22 protein-coding genes are annotated in these 19772 nt (G+C 62.7%); 13 read left to right on the top strand and 9 right to left on the bottom strand.

Going from position 1 to position 19772, the window contains the following annotated elements; translation table 11 throughout:
• Positions 1-12 precede the first annotated feature (12 nt).
• Positions 13-1599 (bottom strand): bifunctional phosphoribosylaminoimidazolecarboxamide formyltransferase/IMP cyclohydrolase, encoded by a 1587-nt coding sequence (gene purH, locus K3758_RS02125; RefSeq protein ID WP_259947249.1) that lies wholly within the window; start codon positions 1597-1599, stop codon positions 13-15.
• A 16-nt stretch (positions 1600-1615) separates the two neighbouring features.
• Positions 1616-3364, bottom strand: coding sequence for a heparinase II/III family protein (locus K3758_RS02120; RefSeq protein WP_259947247.1), 1749 nt, complete (start codon positions 3362-3364; stop codon positions 1616-1618).
• Positions 3365-3529: 165 nt separating this feature from the next.
• Here K3758_RS02120 and K3758_RS02115 point away from each other — a divergent pair, with 165 nt between their 5' ends.
• Complete coding sequence (locus K3758_RS02115; RefSeq protein WP_259947244.1) at positions 3530-4279, top strand: phosphate/phosphite/phosphonate ABC transporter substrate-binding protein; 750 nt, start codon at positions 3530-3532, stop codon at positions 4277-4279.
• 3 nt (positions 4280-4282) lie between these two features.
• Here K3758_RS02115 and K3758_RS02110 read toward each other — a convergent pair whose 3' ends face one another.
• On the bottom strand, positions 4283-5554 hold the full coding sequence (locus K3758_RS02110; RefSeq protein WP_259947243.1) for an RsmB/NOP family class I SAM-dependent RNA methyltransferase: 1272 nt from the start codon (positions 5552-5554) through the stop codon (positions 4283-4285).
• A gap of 199 nt (positions 5555-5753) precedes the next feature.
• On the opposite strand from K3758_RS02110, the gene K3758_RS02105 reads away from it, so the two are divergent.
• Positions 5754-5954 carry a DUF1674 domain-containing protein gene (locus K3758_RS02105; RefSeq protein ID WP_201722073.1) on the top strand — a complete coding sequence of 67 codons (201 nt, stop codon included), beginning with the start codon at positions 5754-5756 and terminating at the stop codon, positions 5952-5954.
• Between the two features lie 6 nt (positions 5955-5960).
• Here K3758_RS02105 and K3758_RS02100 read toward each other — a convergent pair whose 3' ends face one another.
• Both K3758_RS02100 and dapB read right to left on the bottom strand, forming a co-directional pair.
• Positions 5961-6320: a dihydrodipicolinate reductase gene (locus K3758_RS02100; protein WP_259947241.1), complete on the bottom strand. Its 360-nt coding sequence runs from the start codon at positions 6318-6320 to the stop codon at positions 5961-5963.
• Positions 6321-6397: 77 nt separating this feature from the next.
• Entirely contained in the window at positions 6398-7216 is an 819-nt protein-coding gene (gene dapB / locus K3758_RS02095; RefSeq protein WP_259947239.1) for a 4-hydroxy-tetrahydrodipicolinate reductase, read from the bottom strand.
• A gap of 97 nt (positions 7217-7313) precedes the next feature.
• On the opposite strand from dapB, the gene rbfA reads away from it, so the two are divergent.
• The 9 genes from rbfA (at position 7314) to K3758_RS02050 (ending at position 15519) form a co-directional block, all read left to right on the top strand.
• Positions 7314-7745, top strand: a complete 432-nt coding sequence (gene rbfA, locus K3758_RS02090; RefSeq protein WP_067626238.1) for a 30S ribosome-binding factor RbfA — start codon at positions 7314-7316, stop codon at positions 7743-7745.
• Positions 7742-8488 (top strand): phosphodiester glycosidase family protein, encoded by a 747-nt coding sequence (locus K3758_RS02085; protein WP_259947237.1) that lies wholly within the window; start codon positions 7742-7744, stop codon positions 8486-8488. The genes rbfA and K3758_RS02085 overlap by 4 nt, the downstream gene beginning before the upstream one ends.
• 78 nt (positions 8489-8566) lie before the next feature.
• Positions 8567-9493 carry a tRNA pseudouridine(55) synthase TruB gene (truB, locus tag K3758_RS02080; protein WP_067626952.1) on the top strand — a complete coding sequence of 309 codons (927 nt, stop codon included), beginning with the start codon at positions 8567-8569 and terminating at the stop codon, positions 9491-9493.
• A gap of 6 nt (positions 9494-9499) precedes the next feature.
• Entirely contained in the window at positions 9500-10009 is a 510-nt protein-coding gene (locus K3758_RS02075; RefSeq protein ID WP_259949954.1) for a DUF1643 domain-containing protein, read from the top strand.
• A gap of 87 nt (positions 10010-10096) precedes the next feature.
• The gene (locus K3758_RS02070; RefSeq protein WP_259947235.1) at positions 10097-11089 is read left to right on the top strand and encodes a calcium-binding protein; all 993 of its coding nucleotides are present in this window, start codon (positions 10097-10099) and stop codon (positions 11087-11089) included.
• 168 nt (positions 11090-11257) lie between these two features.
• Complete coding sequence (gene rpsO, locus K3758_RS02065) at positions 11258-11527, top strand: 30S ribosomal protein S15 (RefSeq protein ID WP_067624299.1); 270 nt, start codon at positions 11258-11260, stop codon at positions 11525-11527.
• Between the two features lie 278 nt (positions 11528-11805).
• On the top strand, positions 11806-13947 hold the full coding sequence (gene pnp, locus K3758_RS02060) for a polyribonucleotide nucleotidyltransferase (protein WP_259947230.1): 2142 nt from the start codon (positions 11806-11808) through the stop codon (positions 13945-13947).
• Between the two features lie 61 nt (positions 13948-14008).
• Complete coding sequence (locus K3758_RS02055) at positions 14009-14713, top strand: glycosyltransferase (protein ID WP_259947228.1); 705 nt, start codon at positions 14009-14011, stop codon at positions 14711-14713.
• Between the two features lie 53 nt (positions 14714-14766).
• Positions 14767-15519, top strand: coding sequence for a glycosyltransferase family 25 protein (locus tag K3758_RS02050; RefSeq protein WP_259947227.1), 753 nt, complete (start codon positions 14767-14769; stop codon positions 15517-15519).
• Positions 15520-15526: 7 nt separating this feature from the next.
• Here the strand turns inward: K3758_RS02050 and K3758_RS02045 are convergent, their stop codons facing one another.
• The 4 genes from K3758_RS02045 to K3758_RS02030 form a co-directional block, all read right to left on the bottom strand.
• Complete coding sequence (locus K3758_RS02045) at positions 15527-16180, bottom strand: peroxiredoxin (protein ID WP_259947226.1); 654 nt, start codon at positions 16178-16180, stop codon at positions 15527-15529.
• A 183-nt stretch (positions 16181-16363) separates the two neighbouring features.
• The gene (locus tag K3758_RS02040; protein ID WP_259947225.1) at positions 16364-17011 is read right to left on the bottom strand and encodes a pseudouridine synthase; all 648 of its coding nucleotides are present in this window, start codon (positions 17009-17011) and stop codon (positions 16364-16366) included.
• A 48-nt stretch (positions 17012-17059) separates the two neighbouring features.
• Entirely contained in the window at positions 17060-17518 is a 459-nt protein-coding gene (locus tag K3758_RS02035) for a GAF domain-containing protein (protein ID WP_259947224.1), read from the bottom strand.
• Positions 17519-17592: 74 nt separating this feature from the next.
• Positions 17593-18765, bottom strand: coding sequence for an acetyl-CoA C-acyltransferase (locus tag K3758_RS02030; protein WP_259947223.1), 1173 nt, complete (start codon positions 18763-18765; stop codon positions 17593-17595).
• A gap of 87 nt (positions 18766-18852) precedes the next feature.
• On the opposite strand from K3758_RS02030, the gene K3758_RS02025 reads away from it, so the two are divergent.
• Together K3758_RS02025 and K3758_RS02020 are read left to right on the top strand one after the other, a co-directional pair.
• The gene (locus tag K3758_RS02025) at positions 18853-19191 is read left to right on the top strand and encodes an STAS domain-containing protein (protein ID WP_120352124.1); all 339 of its coding nucleotides are present in this window, start codon (positions 18853-18855) and stop codon (positions 19189-19191) included.
• A gap of 4 nt (positions 19192-19195) precedes the next feature.
• A complete protein-coding gene (locus K3758_RS02020) occupies positions 19196-19660 on the top strand; it encodes an ATP-binding protein (RefSeq protein WP_067631267.1) in 465 nt (154 codons plus the stop codon).
• The last annotated feature ends 112 nt before the right edge of the window (positions 19661-19772 follow it).

Genomic DNA, 19772 nt, shown 5'->3' with positions numbered 1-19772 from the left:
GCTGCCCTTCGCTTAGTGCCGGAAGTGGCGCATGTTGGTGAAGACCATGGCAAGGCCCGCTTCATCCGCTGCGGCGATCACCTCGTCGTCGCGCATGGAGCCGCCGGGCTGGATCAGCGCCGTGGCACCGGCTTCTGCCGCCGTGATCAGACCGTCGGCAAAGGGGAAGAACGCATCGGAGGCCACGACCGACCCTTGGGTCAGGGGTGCGCCGATATCCATCACCTCGGCCATGTCTTGGGCCTTGCGCGCGGCGATGCGGGTGCTGTCCACCCGGCTCATCTGGCCTGCGCCAACGCCGACTGTGGCACCGTCTTTGACATAGATGATGGCGTTGGATTTAACGTGTTTTGCCACGGTCCAAGCGAACAGCATGTCGTCGAGTTCTTGATCCGACGGCTTGCGCTTGGTCACCACTTTCAGATCATCGCGGCTAACCCGGCCCACGTCTTTGTCTTGCACCAGAAACCCGCCGGAGACTTGGCGCACGGCCAGTGCCGCGCTTGCCGGGTCGGCCAGACCTTCGGTGGTCAGCAGACGCAGGTTCTTCTTGGCGGCAAAGATGCGCTTGGCATCCTCATCCGCGCCGGGGGCGATGACGACCTCAGTAAAGATCGCAGCAATGGCTTCGGCAGTCGGGCCGTCGAGGGGCTGGTTCAGCGCGATGATGCCACCAAAGGCCGAGGTGCGGTCACAGTCAAAGGCGCGTTTGTAGGCGTCGAGCATCGTCTCGCCCCGCGCCACGCCGCAGGGGTTGGCGTGTTTGATGATCGCGCAGGCGGGGCCGTCTTTAGGGTCAAACTCGCTGACCAGCGCGAAGGCTGCGTCGGTGTCGTTGATGTTGTTGTAGGAGAGCTCCTTGCCCTGATGCTGCACGGCGTTCGCCAGACCGGGTGCGGTGGAGCCGTCGGTGTAGAAAGCCGCCTGCTGGTGCGGGTTCTCGCCATAGCGCAGGGTTTGCGCAAGCGTGCCGCCAAAGGTGCGGCGGCGCGGGGTGCCTGCGACCTGCTCGGCCATCCAAGTGCTGACGGCAGTGTCATAGGCCGCGGTGCGGGCATAGGCGGTTTGGGCCAAACGCTGGCGCAGGGCATAGGTGGTTTGGCCGTCGTTGGCCTCAAGCTCCGCGATCACTTCGGCGTAGTCTTCGACATCGACCACGACATTGACGAACCCGTGGTTCTTGGCCGCCGAACGGATCATCGCCGGGCCGCCGATGTCGATGTTCTCGATCACCTCGCCGTATTCCGCGCCCTTGGCGACGGTTTCCTCAAACGGATAAAGGTTCACCACCACCAGATCGATCGCGCCGATGTTATGTTCGTTCATCGCGCCGACGTGCTCATCGTTGTCGCGCAGAGCTAGCAGACCGCCGTGGACCACCGGATGCAGCGTTTTCACGCGCCCGTCCATCATCTCGGGAAAGCCCGTCACATCGGCCACATCCAACACCTCAAGCCCCGCCTCGCGCAGCGCTTTCGCGGTGCCGCCGGTGCTGAGCAACTCAACGCCCCGCGCCGCCAAAGCTTTGCCAAGGTCCAAAAGACCGGTCTTGTCAGATACGGAAAGAAGCGCGCGTTTGATGGGATAGAGGTCGGGCATGGGGCTGGTTCCTTGGTCAGTCTTCATCAGCATAGGGATCGTCGATCGACAAATCTCGCACGCCAATCGCAGTTTCCTGCGCTTTTGACAACGACCAGCGCACCCGCGTGGCATAGTTCATGGCATAACCCGAGAGCACGATCTGCTGCGCCGCACGTGGTTTCAGCCGGGTCGTCTCAAGGTAAACCCCCGGTTCCAAAGACAGATTATGCGTACCGTCATGGCGAAACACCCAAATCTCACCGCTTTTCAGTGCCATGGATATTGCAGCCCCGCCAAGGTCGACCGTGGCATCCACATCCGGGTGCAGGTGAAAACGGATGTCGAAAGGCACGCCCTTCAGTTGCGTGGCGCTCAACACTTTATCAAAGCGCCGCTTCTCTGCCCCCTCTATCGCCAGCAGCATATCCTCCCCCGTCAGCCCGCGCCCGTCCGAGGTGAGTTCGAGCCGCCGCGCATGGGTCAGCCCGTGACTGCGCAGATAGGCGTCATGGCCGCCCTCAAAACGCAGCCCATCCGCCGCCTCTCCGATCTCCACTGGCACTTGGCGCGGACCAGCGATGAGCGCCTCTGTCCCGCTGTGGGGGTCGGGCTCGGCCAGTCGGGCGCTGGAATGGCCGACGAGCGACAGGGCCGAATGCGACGGCGTGGCCCGCCCCGCCCGCCGCCATTCCAGCCCGAAAGACGCGCCTGAGCCGCAGTTCACCACCAAGGGCCGCCGCCCTGAGGTCAGCTCGAACGCCAGTGTCGAGGCATGGGCATTGCCCGATGCCGCGCCGCCCGGCGGGGGTGCGGCATCGACGATCACGCTGGTGCGCCCCGCCGACAGCCTTGCATAGCCCATGGCCAGCCCATCAGGCTGCCGCGTCTTGACCTTGGCCGCCGCCAGCGCGTGATCCAGCCAGCCCTCCATACCGCGCCCGCCGCCATGAAACCGCGCCAAGGCGCCATCGGCATGACGCAGGCTGCGCAGGGTCGGCGCGATACGCTCAATCGCGGTGAGGTGCTCTTTGGGCGTGCTGCGACCTGCATCGCTGAGCGCCGCTGCGGCCCATGTGAGCAGGGTAAAAACGGCGAGCAGTTCTTCGGGGTTTCGGGTCGGCAGACCACCCTCGGCGTCGATCTGGCTGGCACATTCGCGTGCTAATGCCTTGATGGCGGGATCGGCCAGTTCCTCTAGCCCCTCCAGCGACAGGCCCGCGTAAATCAACCCGGTCAGCGCTTCGAAGCGCGGCAGGCCCGGCGCAGAGGCGCGCCAGCGTTTTGACAGGAAACGGGTCTGCTGTTCGAGGGATCGGTAGAAGGCATCGCTCTGCGCGGTCTCCGTCCCGCGCAGCATGAAAAGTGCGTGGTTGATCCAGCGGATCAGTCGCCGACCGGTCAGCGCCGGGGTCCAGCCCGGCCCCTGCCCGCGCCCGAAACGGTCGATCCAGCCCCAAAGCCAATCCTGCGCTGACGCCCGCGCCCGTGCATCCCCCACGGCGGCAAGATCATCCAGCCATGCAAAACCGTGCAGTTCCGCCGCAAAGGCAGGGTCAGGCGGGGTCAGATCCCACATCGCGGTCTGCGGCGCGGTCAGCAGGCTGCCGGCAAAAAGGTAATTGCCCGCCATCAACTGCCGCCCCCGCGCGAAAGAGCCGATGGTGCGCGGCTCGGGCGACGCGGTGAAACCCGCCACCCGCCCCCGGCCCCGGGTCGCACGCCAAGCGTGCCAGCGGTTCAAAAACCGCACCCTTCGGGCCATGACGCTGGAAAGATTAATCATATCAAGCTGCCCCTGACGCTCTGATGGCGTTTGGCGGCAGCATAGCCGCGGCCCTGCAATGAGTCACCGGATTTTCCCCGCGCGCCGGGGGATCGGCGGGGAACGGACGGTTGCCAGCCCGCAGGGGTGCCGCCTAAACAAGGGCACCGCAACCGGAGCGCACCGATGATCGCCAGCCTGATGATGTACCTGCGGCCAGAAACCGCCGCGGCCACGGCCCGCTACTGGGCGCTGATCCGCGATGGGCTGCGTGCGCGGGGCGTTGTGGCCCCGGAAGGGTTGGACAATGCGCGAGAGGAATTCGCGGTCTGGAAAGCCCGCGACCTGACCCTTTCGCAAACCTGCGGGATGCCCTACCGCCTGTGGCTGCACGACCAAGTTGCGCTGATCGGGACACCTGACTTTGCCGTCGAGGGCTGCCCGCCGGGCTATTACCACAGCGTCTTCGTGGTCCGCGCCAATGATCCCCGTGAAACAATTTCCGACTTTCGCGCGGCGCGGTTCACCTACAACCAGTCGTTTTCGCAGTCAGGCTACGCCGCCGCCTATGCGCATTGCAGCGCAAAGGGTTTCTGGTTTGCAGATCGCAGTCAAAGCCACGGGCACCGGAACTCTGCCAAAACCGTGGCCGAGGGGCGGGCGGATATTGCGGCGCTGGACGAGGTGTCGTGGCGGCTGATCCAGCGGTATGACGCTTTCGCGGGTGGCTTGCGGGTGCTGGAAACCACGACGCCGACGCCCGGCCTGCCCTATATCGCGGCGGCAGATACCGATCGCGAAGCCACATGTGCGGCGGTCCGCGATGCCATCGCAGGGCTTACGCCCGAGGATGCCGCGACGCTGGGCCTGCGCGGCTTGGTCGAGATACCGAAATCAGCATATCTCGCCGTGCCCTCCCCACCCGATGGGGCGTGAGGGTCAGCCCTTCCGCAGGCACGCGATATAGAACCCGTCCATCCCGCCCTTATCGGCCCAAAAGTCAGGACGCAGACGCAACCCGCCCTCTTCGGTGACCCACTCAGCCTCGACCCCCGGCAGGTCCAGCGCGCCGCGGTCGACCGTCATGTCACCATGCCGTTCTAAGGCTTCGTCGACCTGCACTTCGCCCTCGTCGGGCAGCAGGCTACAGGTACAGAACACCAGCCGCCCGCCGGGTTTCAGCAGAGTCCATGCGTGGTCGATCAACTCGGATTGCAGTTCAATCAGGTCCCCGAATTCCGAGCCATCCTTGGCATGGGGCAGATCGGGGTGGCGACGGATGGTGCCGGTGGCGGAACAGGGCGCGTCAAGCAGGATCGCGTCGAACGCGCCCTCTACGGCACGGGCGTCCTTAGTGAGCGTCTTGGCCTTGAGTCCCACGCGGGCAAGGTTTTCCTTCACCCGCTGCATCCGTGGATGCGACTGGTCAACGGCGGTCACGACAGCCCCCGCAGCGGCAAGCTGCATGGTCTTGCCCCCCGGCGCGGCGCAGAGGTCGAGCACGATTTCGCCTTCCGTCGGGGCCAGCACCCGCACCGGGATCGCGGCGGCGGCATCCTGCACCCACCAGTCACCTTCGGCAAATCCCGGCATGGTGGAGACCTGCCCGGCCCCCGTCACCCGAACGGACCCTGTCGGCAACAGCGCGCCGCCCACGGCCTCGGCCAAGGCTGCGGGATCCCCCTTGGCGGTCAGATCCAGCGGTGCGCCCGCAAAATGCGCCTCTTCCATCTTAGCGATGGCGTCGGTGCCCCAAGCTTCGGCCAGCGGGCCGCGCAGCCATTTCGGCAGGCGCGGCGCACGCAGAGCGTCCCAAGCCTCAGGCCCCTGTGCGGCGATCTTGCGCAGCACGGCGTTGGTCAGCCCCTTGAGATGGCTCAGCGTGCGATGCTGCGACACAAGATTGACCATCGTGTTCACGACCCCATGCGCCGCGCCGCCCTGACACAGCTCAATCGTGCCGACGCGCAGCACGTTGCGCACGGTCAGCGGGGGGGCCTTTTGCAGGTGTTTTTGCAACAGCCTGTCGGCACGTTCCAACCCGCGCAGCGTGTCTTGCGCCAGACGTTGGGCACGGGCGCGGTCATCGGGGGGCAGCTTGTCCAGCGCACCCGAGGCCAGAAGCTCGGACATCAGCCGCGGCTCTTCGCCCAAAATCTGATCCAGCAGATATACCGCGCTTCTGCGGGCCTGAACGCCTGTGTCTGCCATGGTCATGTCCTATCTGGGTCTCGCTTAAGGGGTTGCCGGGTTGTCTGGGCCAGCGCGCGACGTATATCAAGGGAGAACTTGGCTCAAGAGGACCATGATGCCCGATCAACGCCCCATTCCCGACAGCAAACCCGGCCCTGACCCAACGCCCAGCCCCGCGCCGGACCTGCCACCGCAACCCAAACCGGGGCCAAAGCCGATCCCCGACACGCCGCATGACCCGACGCCGCAGCCCGGCCCCGATCTACCAGCCGCCGCACAGCGCGCGCTGGCCGAGGCCGCCGCGCGCCGCAAGGCCGCAGCCGCGCTGGACCTGCCCGCTGAACTGGGAGGGCGCGATGGGCCAGAGCCGGTGCGCTATGGCGATTGGGAGAAAAAAGGCATCGCCGTCGATTTCTAAGCGGCCTTAGCGCAGGGTCAGCACCGCCGACTCGCCCGCACCCTTGTCAGAGGTGAAGCGGATTTTCGCGCCATCGCGCATGACGACCTGGCAATTATAGCCCAAATCCTTGCCGCCCCAGACCAGCGTGCGGCAGAAATAGCCGCCTTTCCACGACCAACTGCCGGTGATCTGCCAAGCGGCCCCCTTGCCAGCGATGGCCCCGCCGGGGGTCACCTGCAGATTAACGAGCGGACGGGTCAGCCTTTTGCCATTCACCGCCGCGACAAAGTCTGATTTGCTCTGAATACGGGCATACTCCGCCGCCGCGGGCAGGCCGCTTAGCGCCAGCACCGCAGTCGCGGCGAGTGCAAAGGTAATCCTCATCGAAACCTCCCTTGGTGAATTGCCTTTGGCATTCACGTAAGCAAAAGAGGTAAAGTTTCAGATAATCTGCATCTGGTTCAGCGTTTCAGGCCCAGCACATCAAGCATGTCATATTCGCCCGGCCCCTGCCCCTGCCCCCAAAGCGCGGCCTTCAGCGCGCCGCGCGCGAAAAGCGCGCGGTCAGACGCGATGTGGCGCAGGATGATCCGCTCCCCGGCGGCGGCGAACATTACGTCATGCTCCCCCACGATGTCACCGCCCCGGATCGCGGTGAAACCGATGTCGCCCTGCTGTCGCACGCCGGTGATCCCATCGCGGCCCCGGTCTGCCACATCAGCCAGCTTTACGCCGCGCCCTTCGGCGGCGGCTTCGCCCAGCATCAGAGCCGTGCCAGAGGGGGCATCGACTTTCTGGTTGTGGTGCGATTCGATGATCTCAATGTCGTAATCCACGTCCAGTGCAGCCGCGACCTGACGGGTGAGCTGTGTCAGCAGGTTCACGCCAAGGCTCATATTGCCCGCACGGATGATGATGGCCCCCTGTTCGGCGGCTGGGGCAAGCTGCGCGATTTCCTCATCGGTCATCCCGGTGGTGCCGATGACATGCACGATCCCGGCCTTCGCAGCCGCAGCGGCAAAGGCGATCGTGGCTTGGGGCGCGGTGAAGTCGATCACGGCCTGCACCTTGGCAAAGGCCGCAGCGGCATCATCGGTCACGGTGACGCCCAGCGCCGCACCGCCCATCGCCTCTCCCACATCGCGGCCAACCCAATCATGACCCGTCCGCTCTACCGCTGCGGCCAGATGCATCTTGTCCCTGGCGGTGATCTCACGGATCAACATTTGGCCCATGCGGCCAGAGGCGCCTGTAACGGCGATGCCGGGGGTCTGTGTCATGAGGTAACTCCTGCGGTTCGGGGGCATGAATGGCTCGGCTGGTTTAGCCCGTCGGCGAGCGCTTGGCAAAGTGCAACCGAAGCCTTAGATGGGGTTCATGGCAAAGAACAAGTTTCATGAGGGCGCAGGCCCGTCGCAACGACAACTCCGCGTGGGCGAAACCGTCCGCCGCGCCTTGTCTGATGTTCTCGCACGTGGGGACGTGCATGACACCGATCTCAACCGGCTGTCGATCACCGTGGGCGAGGTGCGCATCTCTCCTGATCTCAAGATCGCAACGGCCTATGTGCTGCCACTGGGTGGTGAAGGTCAGGATGAGGTGCTCAAGCTGCTGGCGCGCAATAAGAACGAATTGCGCCGACAGGTGGCTAAGAAACTCACGCTCAAGTTCTCTCCTGATCTGCGCTTTCAATTGGACCGGACATTCGACCGGATGGACGACACGCGCCGGATGTTGAACCAAGATGTGGTGCGCCGCGATGCGGACGCGCCAGACGATGACGCTGCAGACAGCGCGCCGGATCAGTGATCCGCGCCGGTCTGATCGCAATGGCGCTGATCGCGCTGAAAGGCACGCCTTCGGACGCTGCTGAATGCCGCAACATCACGTTCGACGGCAGCTCCTACACCGTTTGCGAGGTCGATCTGGAGCGTGACGATCTGCGGCTCTTTCTCAACGATGACGCAGGCGCGCCCTATGGGTTCTTCGGCTCGCTTGATGAGGCATTGAAGGCGCAGGGCTTGCGGCTGGGCTTTGCCATGAACGCGGGCATGTACCACGAGGATCGCTCTCCGGTCGGGCATTACGTCGAAGAGGGTGTCGAGGCGCGCGGCGTGATCGACAGCGCGGGGCCCGGCAACTTTGGCCTGCTGCCCAATGGCGTCTTCTGCCTACGCGATGGCCGCGCCGATGTGATTGAGACCAAGCGCTATCTTAGGAACAGGCCCGCTTGCCGCTTTGCCACGCAATCCGGCCCGATGCTGGTAATCGATGGCGCTTTGCATCCGCGGTTTTTGCCCGACAGCACCTCGCGCTATATCCGCAATGGGGTTGGCACCAGCACCGATGGCAAACGTGCGGTCTTTGCGATTTCCAATGACGTGGTAACCTTTCATGAGTTTGCCCGACTCTATCGGGATGAACTGGACCTGCCTAACGCACTGTATTTCGACGGCAATATCTCGCGCCTGCGCGCGCCGGGATTGCGCCGCACCGGGGCGGGGTTCACCACGCTGGGGCCGATCGTCGGCATTGTCACGCCTGCAAAGTGACCTTTTCCCCGCTTGGGGGCTGGGCAGCGCGGCATGGCTCCGTTAGAGGGCAGCACCACAAAGGCGAAGGGGCAAGACATGGCACGCAAACGCAAGGGTCGCGATATTTCAGGTTGGCTGGTAGTGGACAAACCCGCCGGGCCGACATCGACCGCCGTGGTCAACAAGGTCCGCTGGGCGCTGGAGGCCAAGAAGGCGGGCCACGCAGGCACGCTTGACCCCGAAGCGACCGGTGTTCTGGCCATTGCCTTGGGCGAAGCGACCAAGACCGTGCCCTATATCACCGACGCGCTGAAAGCCTATGAGTTCACCGTGCGTCTTGGCATTGCCACCAACACCGACGATGCCGAAGGCGAGGTCATCGGCACCTCTGATCTGCGCCCCGACGATGCAGCCATCAAGGACGCGCTGAGCGACTTCATCGGGGACATCCAGCAGGTGCCGCCGCAGTTCTCTGCCGTGAAGATCGACGGCCAGCGCGCCTATAAACGCGCCCGCGATGGCGAAGAGATGGAGATCGCCGCCCGCCCGCTTTGGGTGGAAAGCCTGCTGCTGCTCGACCGGCCCGACGCCGATCACGTTACGCTTGAAATGGTCTGCGGCAAAGGCGGCTATGTCCGCTCCATCGCGCGCGATTTGGGGCAGAAACTCGGTTGCTTGGGTCACGTCCGCGAGTTGCGCCGCACGTGGTCCGGCCCGTTTGAGGCGGCAAATGCCTTGACGCTGGCACAGATCGACGAAATCGCCCGCACACCGGAACTGGACACGCATCTGTTGCCGCTCGCCGAAGGGCTGGCGGAGTTGCCCGAGGTCAAAGCCACGCCCGAAGGCGCCACCCGTCTGCGCAATGGCAACCCCGGCATGGTAATCGCTCATGACGTGGAATACGGCGATGAATGCTGGGCCTCGCTCGATGGCCAGCCCGTCGCCGTGGGCCGCTTCAAGGCGGGCGAATTGCACCCCAGCCGGGTGTTCAACCTATCCCCGGACACGAACGAGGGCTGAATGGCCCTGATCACCCGCAGCCATACCAAGGGCGATGCGCCCTCGACCGCTGTCTATTCCCCCTGTGAGCAGTATCGCTACAGCCTCACGCGGATCTGGGACAGCGCTGCGCCGCGGGTGATGTTTGTCATGCTGAATCCCTCCACCGCGACGGAGGTGCAGAACGACCCCACCGTCGAGCGTTGCGAGCGTCGGGCGCGGGTGCTGGGCTTCGGCGGTTTCCGGGTGACCAATATCTTTGCCTTCCGCGCCACCGATCCGCGCGACATGCGGGCCGCCCCCGATCCGATCGGCCCCGACAACGACGCCACGCTGATCGACGGAGCAGATTGGGCCGACCTCATCATCGCCGCTTGGGGCGTGCATGGTGCCCATCTGGACCGGGGTATTAGCGTTGCCGCACAGCTGGCGGCGGGGGCCAAACCGCTCTACCATCTTGGTCTCTCCAAGGCCGGACATCCGCGCCACCCCCTCTACCTGCCCTACACACAAGAGCCGGTTTTGTGGCAGCCCTAGCGTCGCGCGCTGGCAGGCATTCGTTAACCACTTCCCCGCTATTCCTTTGATTTTACGGCCACAGCATGCCCTTTTAAGGGCGGGATGATGTGTGGGGCATCAAGCAATGAACGGGTGGAACTGCGCATGTTGTGGCTGGCTGGTGTAATGGGTCTGATGGCGGTCGGCGCTGTCACTCTCGTAGAAATCGAAACCCCACCTGAGGAGGAGATGCCGGAGGGAGATATCCCCCACGGCGGTCCCGGCACGGTCGGAGATATCCTTTCAGGCAGCGATGACAGCGAGACGGTGCAGGGCGGCACGGGCGATGATCAGCTTGGCGGCTACGGCGGGAATGATCTGTTGCAGGGCGGTGGCGGCGCTGATGACCTGCACGGCCACGACGGTAATGATACGCTGCGCGGCGGCGATGGCGGCGACAATCTGCATGGCAACGACGGGGATGATGACCTTTTTGGCGGCGCGGGGAACGACAGCGTCTTTGGCCATAATGGCGATGACTTCCTCTTTGGCGGCGCAGGCAATGATGCGCTGCAAGGCTCCGCGGGGGATGACCTGCTGAATGGCGAAGCCGGAAATGACGCGCTGCAAGGCGGGCTTGGCGATGATGCGCTGCGCGGCGGCGCGGGCGAAGATACGCTTTTTGGCGGCTGGGGCGATGATACGCTTTTTGGCGGCTGGGGCGATGATACGCTGACCGGAGCGGATGACCTGCAAAGCCGCGATTACCTTAACGGCGGCGGCGGGGATGACCTGATCGTTGCGGGCGCCGGGGACGTGGTGACATCCGGCGAGGGCACGGATCAAATCGCCTTGGGGGACTGGATCGGCCAAGGCGGAGCGGCGCAAATCATGGATTATCACGCCGATGACGATTCGCTGCTTTTTGTGTGGGACGACAGCAGCGCCAACGGGGCAGAGCCGCCGCTGTCCATCCTGCCCGACCCCGAAGACGCGGGACAAACACTTGTCCTGCTGGACGATATCATCGTCGCGCGGGTGGTGGGCGACAGCGTCACGACGGACGATATCGCGCTGATCCCGCTGTCTGCGGCCTTTGACCTTGGCCTTGCGGCGTGACACGGCGCGCTATCGGCGCATAAATCACCCTTTGCCAAAGGCGCGAATTCCTCCTATACGCCCCCATCGCCTGCTGATTCCGTCAGCGGGTGATATCTCCATGGGCCTGAGCTGGACGACATCCCGGCCTGCGCCATCCATTTAAACTCTTTTCGAAAGGAGACCCCGATGTCGATTACTGCTGAAGAAAAAGCAAAAGTCATGAAAGATTTCGGCACCAAAGAAGGCGACACCGGTTCGCCCGAAGTACAGGTTGCCATTCTGACCTCGCGCATCGTCACGCTGACCGAGCACTTCAAGACCCACAAAAAAGACAACCACGGCCGCCGTGGTCTTTTGAAAATGGTCGCGACGCGCCGCAAGCTGCTGGATTACGTTAAGGCCAAAGATGAGTCCCGTTATCAGGACCTCATCAAGCGTCTGGGCCTGCGCCGCTAAGCGCACGCCACCGGGTTACCCGGTGACAGAACTGATAAAACCTCCCGGCCCGCGCCGGGAGGTTTTTTTGTACGCGCAGCCTGCACGATAGCGCAGCGGAAAGAACCCGCCGCTTATAGCTCTGCCACGATAGAACGCTTCCCATTTGCCTTGAAAACCTGTATGTCCGCGCAATCTGAAATCCGGCGCGCGGACTCCTGCGCCTGAAAAAGAAGATACCGGAGTCAGGGGCAATACGGCCCCTATGCAATGGCCAATGGGCCAAAAAGGAAACGTAGATGTTTAATGTAACGAAAAAATCGATCCAGTGGGGCGAAGAGACGCTCACACTGGAAACCGGTAAGGTTGCCCGTCAGGCGGACGGGTCGGTGATTGCCACGCTGGGGGAAACCAGCGTTATGGCCAACGTGACGTATGCACGTCAGCAAAAGCCGGGCCAGGATTTCTTCCCCCTGACCGTGCACTACCAAGAAAAATACTATGCCGCCGGTAAAGTACCGGGTGGCTTCTTCAAGCGTGAGGCCCGCCCCACCGAGAAAGAAACACTGACCGCGCGTCTGATCGACCGTCCGATCCGCCCGCTCTTTGTCCCCGGCTTCAAAAACGAAGTTCTGGTGATGTGCACCGTGCTGAGCCACGATCTGGTCAACGACCCCGATATGGTCGCGATGATCGCCGCTTCCGCCGCGCTGACGATCTCCGGCGCGCCGTTCCGTGGCCCGATCGCTGGCTGCCGCGTGGGCTATGAGGATGGCGATTACATCCTGAACCCAACAATCGACGACATGCAGGACCTGCGCCTGAACCCTGAGCAGCGCCTCGATCTGGTTGTCGCCGGCACCAAAGACGCCGTGATGATGGTCGAATCCGAAGCCTATGAACTGTCGGAAGAGGAAATGCTGGGTGCGGTGAAATTCGCCCACGACCAGATCCAGCCGGTCATCGACCTGATCATCGATCTGGCCGAAGACGCCGCGAAAGAGCCGTTTGACTTCCAGCCCGACGATTACTCTGAGCTGTCAGCTGCCGTTAAAGCCGCTGGCGAAGACGAAATGCGCGCTGCATTCGCCATCGCCGATAAGCAAGAGCGCACCGCCGCTGTTGCCGCCGCCCGCGAGACGATCAAAGGCAAGCTCACCGAAGAGCAGCTTGAGGACAAGAACCTCGGCTCCGCGATGAAGGGCCTTGAGGCCAGCATCCTGCGCGGCGACGTGGTGAAAACCGGCAAGCGTATCGACGGTCGTCGCACCGACGAAATCCGCGATATCGTGGCAGAAACCGGCATCCTGCCGCGGACCCACGGCTCGGCACTGTTCACCCGTGGTGAAACGCAAGGCCTCGTCGTGACCACACTGGGTACCGGCGACGATGAGCAATTCATCGACGCGCTGCACGGCAACTTCAAATCGAACTTCCTGCTGCACTATAACTTCCCCCCCTACTCGGTTGGTGAAGTTGGTCGCGTGGGCCCTCCCGGCCGTCGTGAAGTTGGCCACGGTAAGCTCGCTTGGCGTGCTCTGCAGGCGGTTCTGCCCGCAGCGACAGACTTCCCCTACACCATCCGTCTCGTGTCCGAGATCACCGAATCCAACGGCTCCTCGTCGATGGCATCGGTCTGCGGTGGCTCGCTCTCGATGATGGACGCAGGCGTGCCGCTGAAATCGGCTGTGGCCGGTGTGGCGATGGGTCTGATCCTCGAAGATGACGGCTCCTACGCGATCCTGTCGGACATCCTGGGTGACGAAGATCACCTCGGCGACATGGACTTCAAAGTGGCCGGGACCGAAGCGGGCATCACGTCGCTGCAGATGGACATCAAGGTTGCAGGCATCACGCCCGAGATCATGGAAAAAGCTCTGGCTCAGGCCAAAGAAGGCCGTATCCACATCCTTGGCGAGATGAACAAAGCGATCTCCGGCGCGGCGGACTTCTCCGTGCACGCACCACGCATCGAGACCATGCAGATCCCCACCGACAAGATCCGTGAAGTGATCGGGTCCGGCGGCAAGGTGATCCGCGAGATCGTCGAAGTCTCTGGTGCCAAGGTCGACATCAACGACGAAGGCATCATCAAGATCGCAAGCCCCAACGGCGAAGCCATCAAAAAGGCCTATGACATGATCTATTCGATCGTGGCAGAGCCCGAAGAAGGCGCGGTTTACACCGGCACCGTCGTGAAGATCGTCGATTTCGGCGCCTTCGTGAACTTCTTTGGCAAGCGCGACGGTCTGGTCCACGTGTCCCAGATCGAAAACCGCCGCCTGAACCACCCTTCGGACGTTCTGAAGGAAGGTCAGGAAGTGAAAGTGAAGCTGCTGGGCTTTGACGATCGCGGCAAGGTGCGCCTGTCGATGAAAGTTGTCGATCAGGAGACTGGTGAAGAAGTCGCTGCCGAGAAGAAAGAACCGGCAGAAGGTTGATTAGAACCTGCTGCGGACCCTCACCGGGGTCCGCAGTTTTTCCCGCAGGGCAGTACAAGACATGAGCGCAGAGAATCTGGTCACGATTTGCATCACCATGGGGCTGCGCCCCGATGTCCTGCAACAAACGCTCGAAAGCCTCGGCCCGGAACTGCGTAAGCTCCCCATCATTGGCATCAACGACTTTGGCGATGCCGAAACAAGTGCGGTCTTCGACCGTCTCTGCCCCCACGGCACACGCATTGATCTTGGCAAACAGGTCGGACACCACCCCGCCGTTGACGCCATGTATGCCAAGGTGCGCACGCCTTATGTCTTTCACATGGAAGACGACTGGGAATTCGCCCGCCACGATTTTTTAGATGACGCCCTGCGCCTGCTAGAGGCACATCCCGATGTTTCCTCGGTCTGTTTCCGCGACACCGATAACTTCTTCATCGAAGACGCGGCCCGCGCCCAGATCGTCACCGAAGAATGCGCCGGCATCCTCTATGCGCGGATGGATGCGCTCAGCCCTAAATGGTACGGCTATACCTTTAATCCGCATCTGGCCCCGCTTTCCCTTTGGAAAGAGGTCGGCGGCTTCAGCGGTTTCAAACGCGAAAGCCACATCTCGCGCCAATTGCGCAAACAGGGTAAATTCACCGCTTTCCTGAAACCCGGCGCTTGCCAGCACATCGGGTTTGTCAGCGTCGCCCACAAACCGCCCTCCGCCTTCAAACGATTCAAGAACTGGCTGCGCGGGCGGCCCACCCCCAAAGTTTAACCCGTAAGAACCTGTCGCAGCCCCTCTGGGCCGACAGGGATGAGGTCAAATCCATGCCGCAGCGCCCCAAAGGATTCGTCATCAATCTCGCCGCCTCCCCCCAGCGGCTGGACAGCGCGAAGGCCGAACTGGACGGGGCGCAAATCGACCCGATCCGCGTCGACGCATTTGACGGGCGAGAAATCGACCTTGCGCAGTTCGCGCTCTATGATGATAGCAAAGCCCGTCGGTTCATGGGCCGCTCGATGACCCAAGGTGAGGTCGGATGCTTCGTCTCCCACCAACGCGCCGCCACAGCCTTCCTAGAAAGCGGCGATGAGATCGGCTTCGTTTTCGAAGATGATATCGCCCTGCAGCCTGAGTTCAAAACCGCCGTGCCGCAACTGATAGAATGGCTCCGCGCCCGCGACGATTGGCACTGCGTCAACTTGGGCGCAACGCGCTTGAAAATCACCAGCCCCATGGCCCAGGTCGCAGGCATTGAGGTGCTCCGCGCCCACTATTTCCCCATGCTCGCCCATGCGCTGATCTGGAACCGCGCCGGAGCCAATGCTTTCCTTGCCGCCTCCGAGCCAATTTTCTGCCCCGCAGACAACATGTTAAGACAAGTCCTCACACGTTCCGACATGGGGCTGGCAACCGCCCAAAGCCTCGTGACCGCTGGCCGGTTCGACAGTGACATTTCCGCCCGTTCAGGCGGAAACCGAGGTCAGTTCCGCCGGTCGCCGCTCTATGGTCTGCGCAAACAGCGCCGCTTGCTGCATGAAAAAGCGATGGCCTTCGCGCATAAGCTGGGCCATCGCTAACAGCGCATCAACCCGGCAGCTTGGCCTTACGCAGATAGGGCAACACAGTATCGAACGCCCCGAACTTCGCCTTGGCGTCCTCGTCTGACACGGTCGCGGGAATGATCACATCCTCGCCCACCTGCCAATCCGCAGGCGTGGCCACGCCATTCTTACCAGCAGTCTGCAACCCATCCAGCGCCCGCAGAACCTCGGCAAAGTTGCGGCCCACGTTCATCGGGTAGGTCATGCTCAGCTTTAACTGCTTATCCGGCCCAATGATAAAGACCGACCGCACAGTGGCGCTGTCATTCGGCGTGCGCCCATCAGGCATATAGGCTTCGGCAGGCAGCATATCAAAAGCCTTCGACACCTCCAGCCCTGCGTCAGCGATAATCGGGAAACCGGCCTTTGTGCCCGCAACCTTCTCAATATCGCCCTTCCACTTTTTATGCTCTTCAACCCCGTCAACGCTGACGCCGATCACCTTGGTGCCGCGCTTTTCCCACTCATCGGAGAGCCGCGCCACGGCGCCGAATTCGGTCGTGCAAACGGGGGTGAAATCCTTCGGATGCGAGAACAGGATCGCCCAGCTGTCACCGACAAACTCATGCAGCGAAAAACTGCCCTGATCGGTTTCGACGGTAAGGTCGGGAATAGTGTCGTTGATACGCAAGCCCATGATATCCTCCGGGTCAATCTGTGAACAGATAGGCTAGAGGTAATCGCAAACCCCGCCATTTTCACCCCCCGATTGCCACAAAGCAAAACTTCACCGCAGCGCCACGGCCCCTTCCCCTTCATCCTTTCTTAAATACCGATCCCGCGCCCGCCTCACATCGAAAGGCTGGGCACGAAGCGCCCTTCAGAACGGCGCCTTCGCCCGGACCTTGGTCGATGCCCCGCCCTGCGGATGGTTAAACCGCAACTCTTCACTGTGCAGCATCAACCGCGGAAAATCTCGCGCAGGCCCGGTGGCATAGAACGGATCGCCCAGAATAGGATGCCCAAGCGCCAGCATATGCACGCGCAGCTGGTGGCTGCGTCCTGTTTTGGGGAACAGGCGCATGCGCGCGGTCTCGCCATCGGACTTGATCCTCTTCCAGTCGGTCTGCGCGGGCTTGCCGGTCTCATGGCACACCATCTGTAGCGGACGATTGGGCCAATCAACGATCAGCGGCAGATCGACCGTGCCGGACTTCTCTTCCGGCACCCCCCAGACCCGGGCAACATAGGTTTTTCGCGTCATGCGCTTTTCAAACTGCAGCCCAAGATGGCGCTGTGCATGGGCCGTCATCGCAAAGATCATCACGCCCGAGGTGTCCCGATCCAACCGATGCACCAGCAACGCCTCGGGAAAGACCGCCTGCACCCGCGCGATCAGGCAATCGGCCAGATGCTCGCCTTTGCCGGGCACGCTCAGCAAACCAGAAGGTTTATCGACCAGCAAAACTTCGGCGTCTTCGTGCAGAATGACCAGCGGGTCCTGCGGCGGGTTATATTCGCTATCCATGGCTCCCCCTCGCAGATGCCGCCCCGCGGATCAAGCGGCGCGTGGCCGTCAGGCGACCGCGGCAAAACTGTCTTTGAGGATCGCGGCCAATGCATCGGCATCCGCTTGGGTGAATGCATTGGGCTGGTCGCTGTCGATGTCAAAGACCCCCAGCAAGTCCCCCGCGCCGTTCCAGACCGGCAGCACCAATTCCGACCGCGTCGACGAGGCGCAGGCGATATGCCCCGGGAAGGCATCGACATCTTCCACCAATTGCACTTCGCCCGTGCGGGCCGCAGCCCCGCAGACCCCGCGCGAAAACGGGATCACCAAACAGCCGTGTCCGCCTTGATAGGGCCCGATCTTAAGCAACTCAGGCGCGGTGACACGGTAGAACCCGGTCCAGTCGAACCGGTCATCTGCGTGATGTACCTCGCAGGCGATGGTGGCCATCAGCGCCACGGCATCGTCTTCGCCCTCCGTCAAAGCGGCAATGGTTTTCGATAGGGTTTGGTAGTCGACTGTCATGGAAAAACTCATATTGCAGATAGAGAAAGGGAGGCAGCATGCCCCCCTTTCGGATACGTCAAAAAGCCGTGGGATCAGGGGCGTTCAATCGCGATGGCCGTGCCTTCGCCGCCGCCGATGCAGATCGCCGCGATACCGCGCTTCAACCCGCGTTTCTCCAGCGCGTTCAACAGGGTCACCATGATCCGCGCCCCCGAGGCACCGATGGGGTGGCCAAGCGCACAGGCGCCGCCGTTGACGTTCACGATGTCATGCGACAGGTCCATCTCATGCATGAAGGCCAGCGGCACCACGGCGAAGGCTTCATTGACCTCCCACAGGTCCACGTCTTCTTTCTTCCAGCCGATCCGCTCCAGCAGTTTCTGCGCTGCGGGCACGGGTGCGGTGGTGAAAAGCCCCGGCGCTTGGGCGTGGCTGGCATGGCCGACGATCCGAGCGCGGATGGTCTGGCCGCGGGTCTTGGCAGTCTCCTCATCCGCCAGCAACAGCGCCGCCGCCCCGTCTGAGATCGACGAGGAATTCGCCGCCGTCACCGTACCCCCCTCACGGAAGGCCGGTTTCAACTGAGGGATCTTCTCGGGCCGGGCGCTGGCAGGCTGCTCATCCGCGCCGACCGTGGTGCTGCCCTTGCGCGATGTCACCTCAACCGGGGCGATTTCATCGGCAAAGGCACCGCTCTCTTGGGCTTCAATCGCCCGCGACAGCGACGCGAGTGCATAGTTGTCCTGCGTCTCACGGGTAAACTGAAACCGCTCGGCGCAATCTTCGGCAAAGGTGCCCATCAGGCGGCCTTTGTCATAGGCGTCTTCCAAGCCATCAAGGAACATATGGTCGATCACCTGCCCATGGCCCAACCGCGCGCCGCCGCGCATTTTCGGCAGCACATAGGGCGCGTTGGTCATGCTCTCCATGCCGCCCGCGACCATCACATCGGTATGGCCAAGCGCGATCTGGTCAAAGGCCATCATCGCCGCTTTCATGCCAGAGCCGCACATTTTGTTGAGCGTAGTGGCGGGCACTTCTTCGCCCAGCCCGGCCTTGAACCCGGCCTGACGCGCGGGCGCTTGGCCCTGCCCTGCGGGCAAAACGCAGCCCATCAGCAGCTCCTGCACCTCGGCGGGGTCCGTCGTTCCCAACGCCGCCTTGATCGCACTGCCGCCCAATTCCGCGGCCGTCAGCCCTTGGAAAGCCCCTTGAAAACCGCCCATCGGGGTTCTGGCTGCACCGGTTATCACGACATTGCGCATCACGTTCTCCTAGAGTTGCACCGCACACCAGTTGGTAAGGTTTTACGGTTAATCACGTCTCGAACTTCAAAGTCTCGAGGCATGTTTATGGAAGTTTCCGCCAAAACAGAAGACCGCTTTTGCGTGGTCAGCGTGCTGCACGAACGGATCGACGCCGCCGCCGCGCTGGAGTTCAAGGACGCGGTGCGCCGCGCCACGACCCAAGCGCCATCGGTGGTGATCCTAGACCTCCACCGGGTCAACTTCATCGATTCCAGCGGGCTGGGCGCGATCGTGGCGGCAATGAAACACTTGGCACCGCAGAGGGCCTTGGTGCTGGCCGGGCTAACTCCGGCGGTGGAAAAGGTCTTTACCCTTACCCGGATGGATACGGTCTTTGGCATTTTTCACACGCTGGACGCCGCCCTCAGCGCGCACCGGGGATAGCGCCATGCGGCAGCCCGCCGCGCGCTCTGCGCTTTGCCCGTTTGAGATCACCGTTCACAGCGGCCCCCACGCCGCGCGGGAGGCACTGACGCTCTTGCTGGACGGGCTCACCTGCCTTGCGCTTGAGGCCGAAGAGGTCTGCGTGGTGCGATTGGTCGTCGCCGAAATGCTCAACAATATCGTCGAACATGCCTATTCGGATGCCGACCTTCCCGGCCCCATCCATATTGCCTGTCATCATGCGCCCGATGGCCTGCACCTTGCCGTGTCGGACGAGGGGCTGCCGATGCCCGATCTGCAAGCGCCCTTGGGCCTGCCGCAGGAGATCGACCGCCCCGTCTGCGATCTTCCCGAAGGGGGCTTTGGCTGGTTTCTGATCCGCGATCTGGCAAAAGACCTGAGCTATCGCCGTTTGGCCCAAGAGAACCGGATCGACCTGCGGCTCCCGGTCGGGTTGCCGCCGCGTTAACCCCTGCGGCAGTGGAGCAAGCAGATTTCGCAAAACGGCCCCGCTCGGATCACAATTGCGCCTTTGTTGTAGGGCAAAAGAGTGCCTGTAGCTGCAAATAGCTTCCCTCGGC

Source organism: Sulfitobacter sp. W002 (assembly GCF_025142135.1).
Taxonomy (GTDB): Bacteria; Pseudomonadota; Alphaproteobacteria; order Rhodobacterales; family Rhodobacteraceae; genus Sulfitobacter; species Sulfitobacter profundi.
Note: the sequence above shows the minus strand (reverse complement) of the source record. Positions and strands in the feature narration are given on the sequence as shown.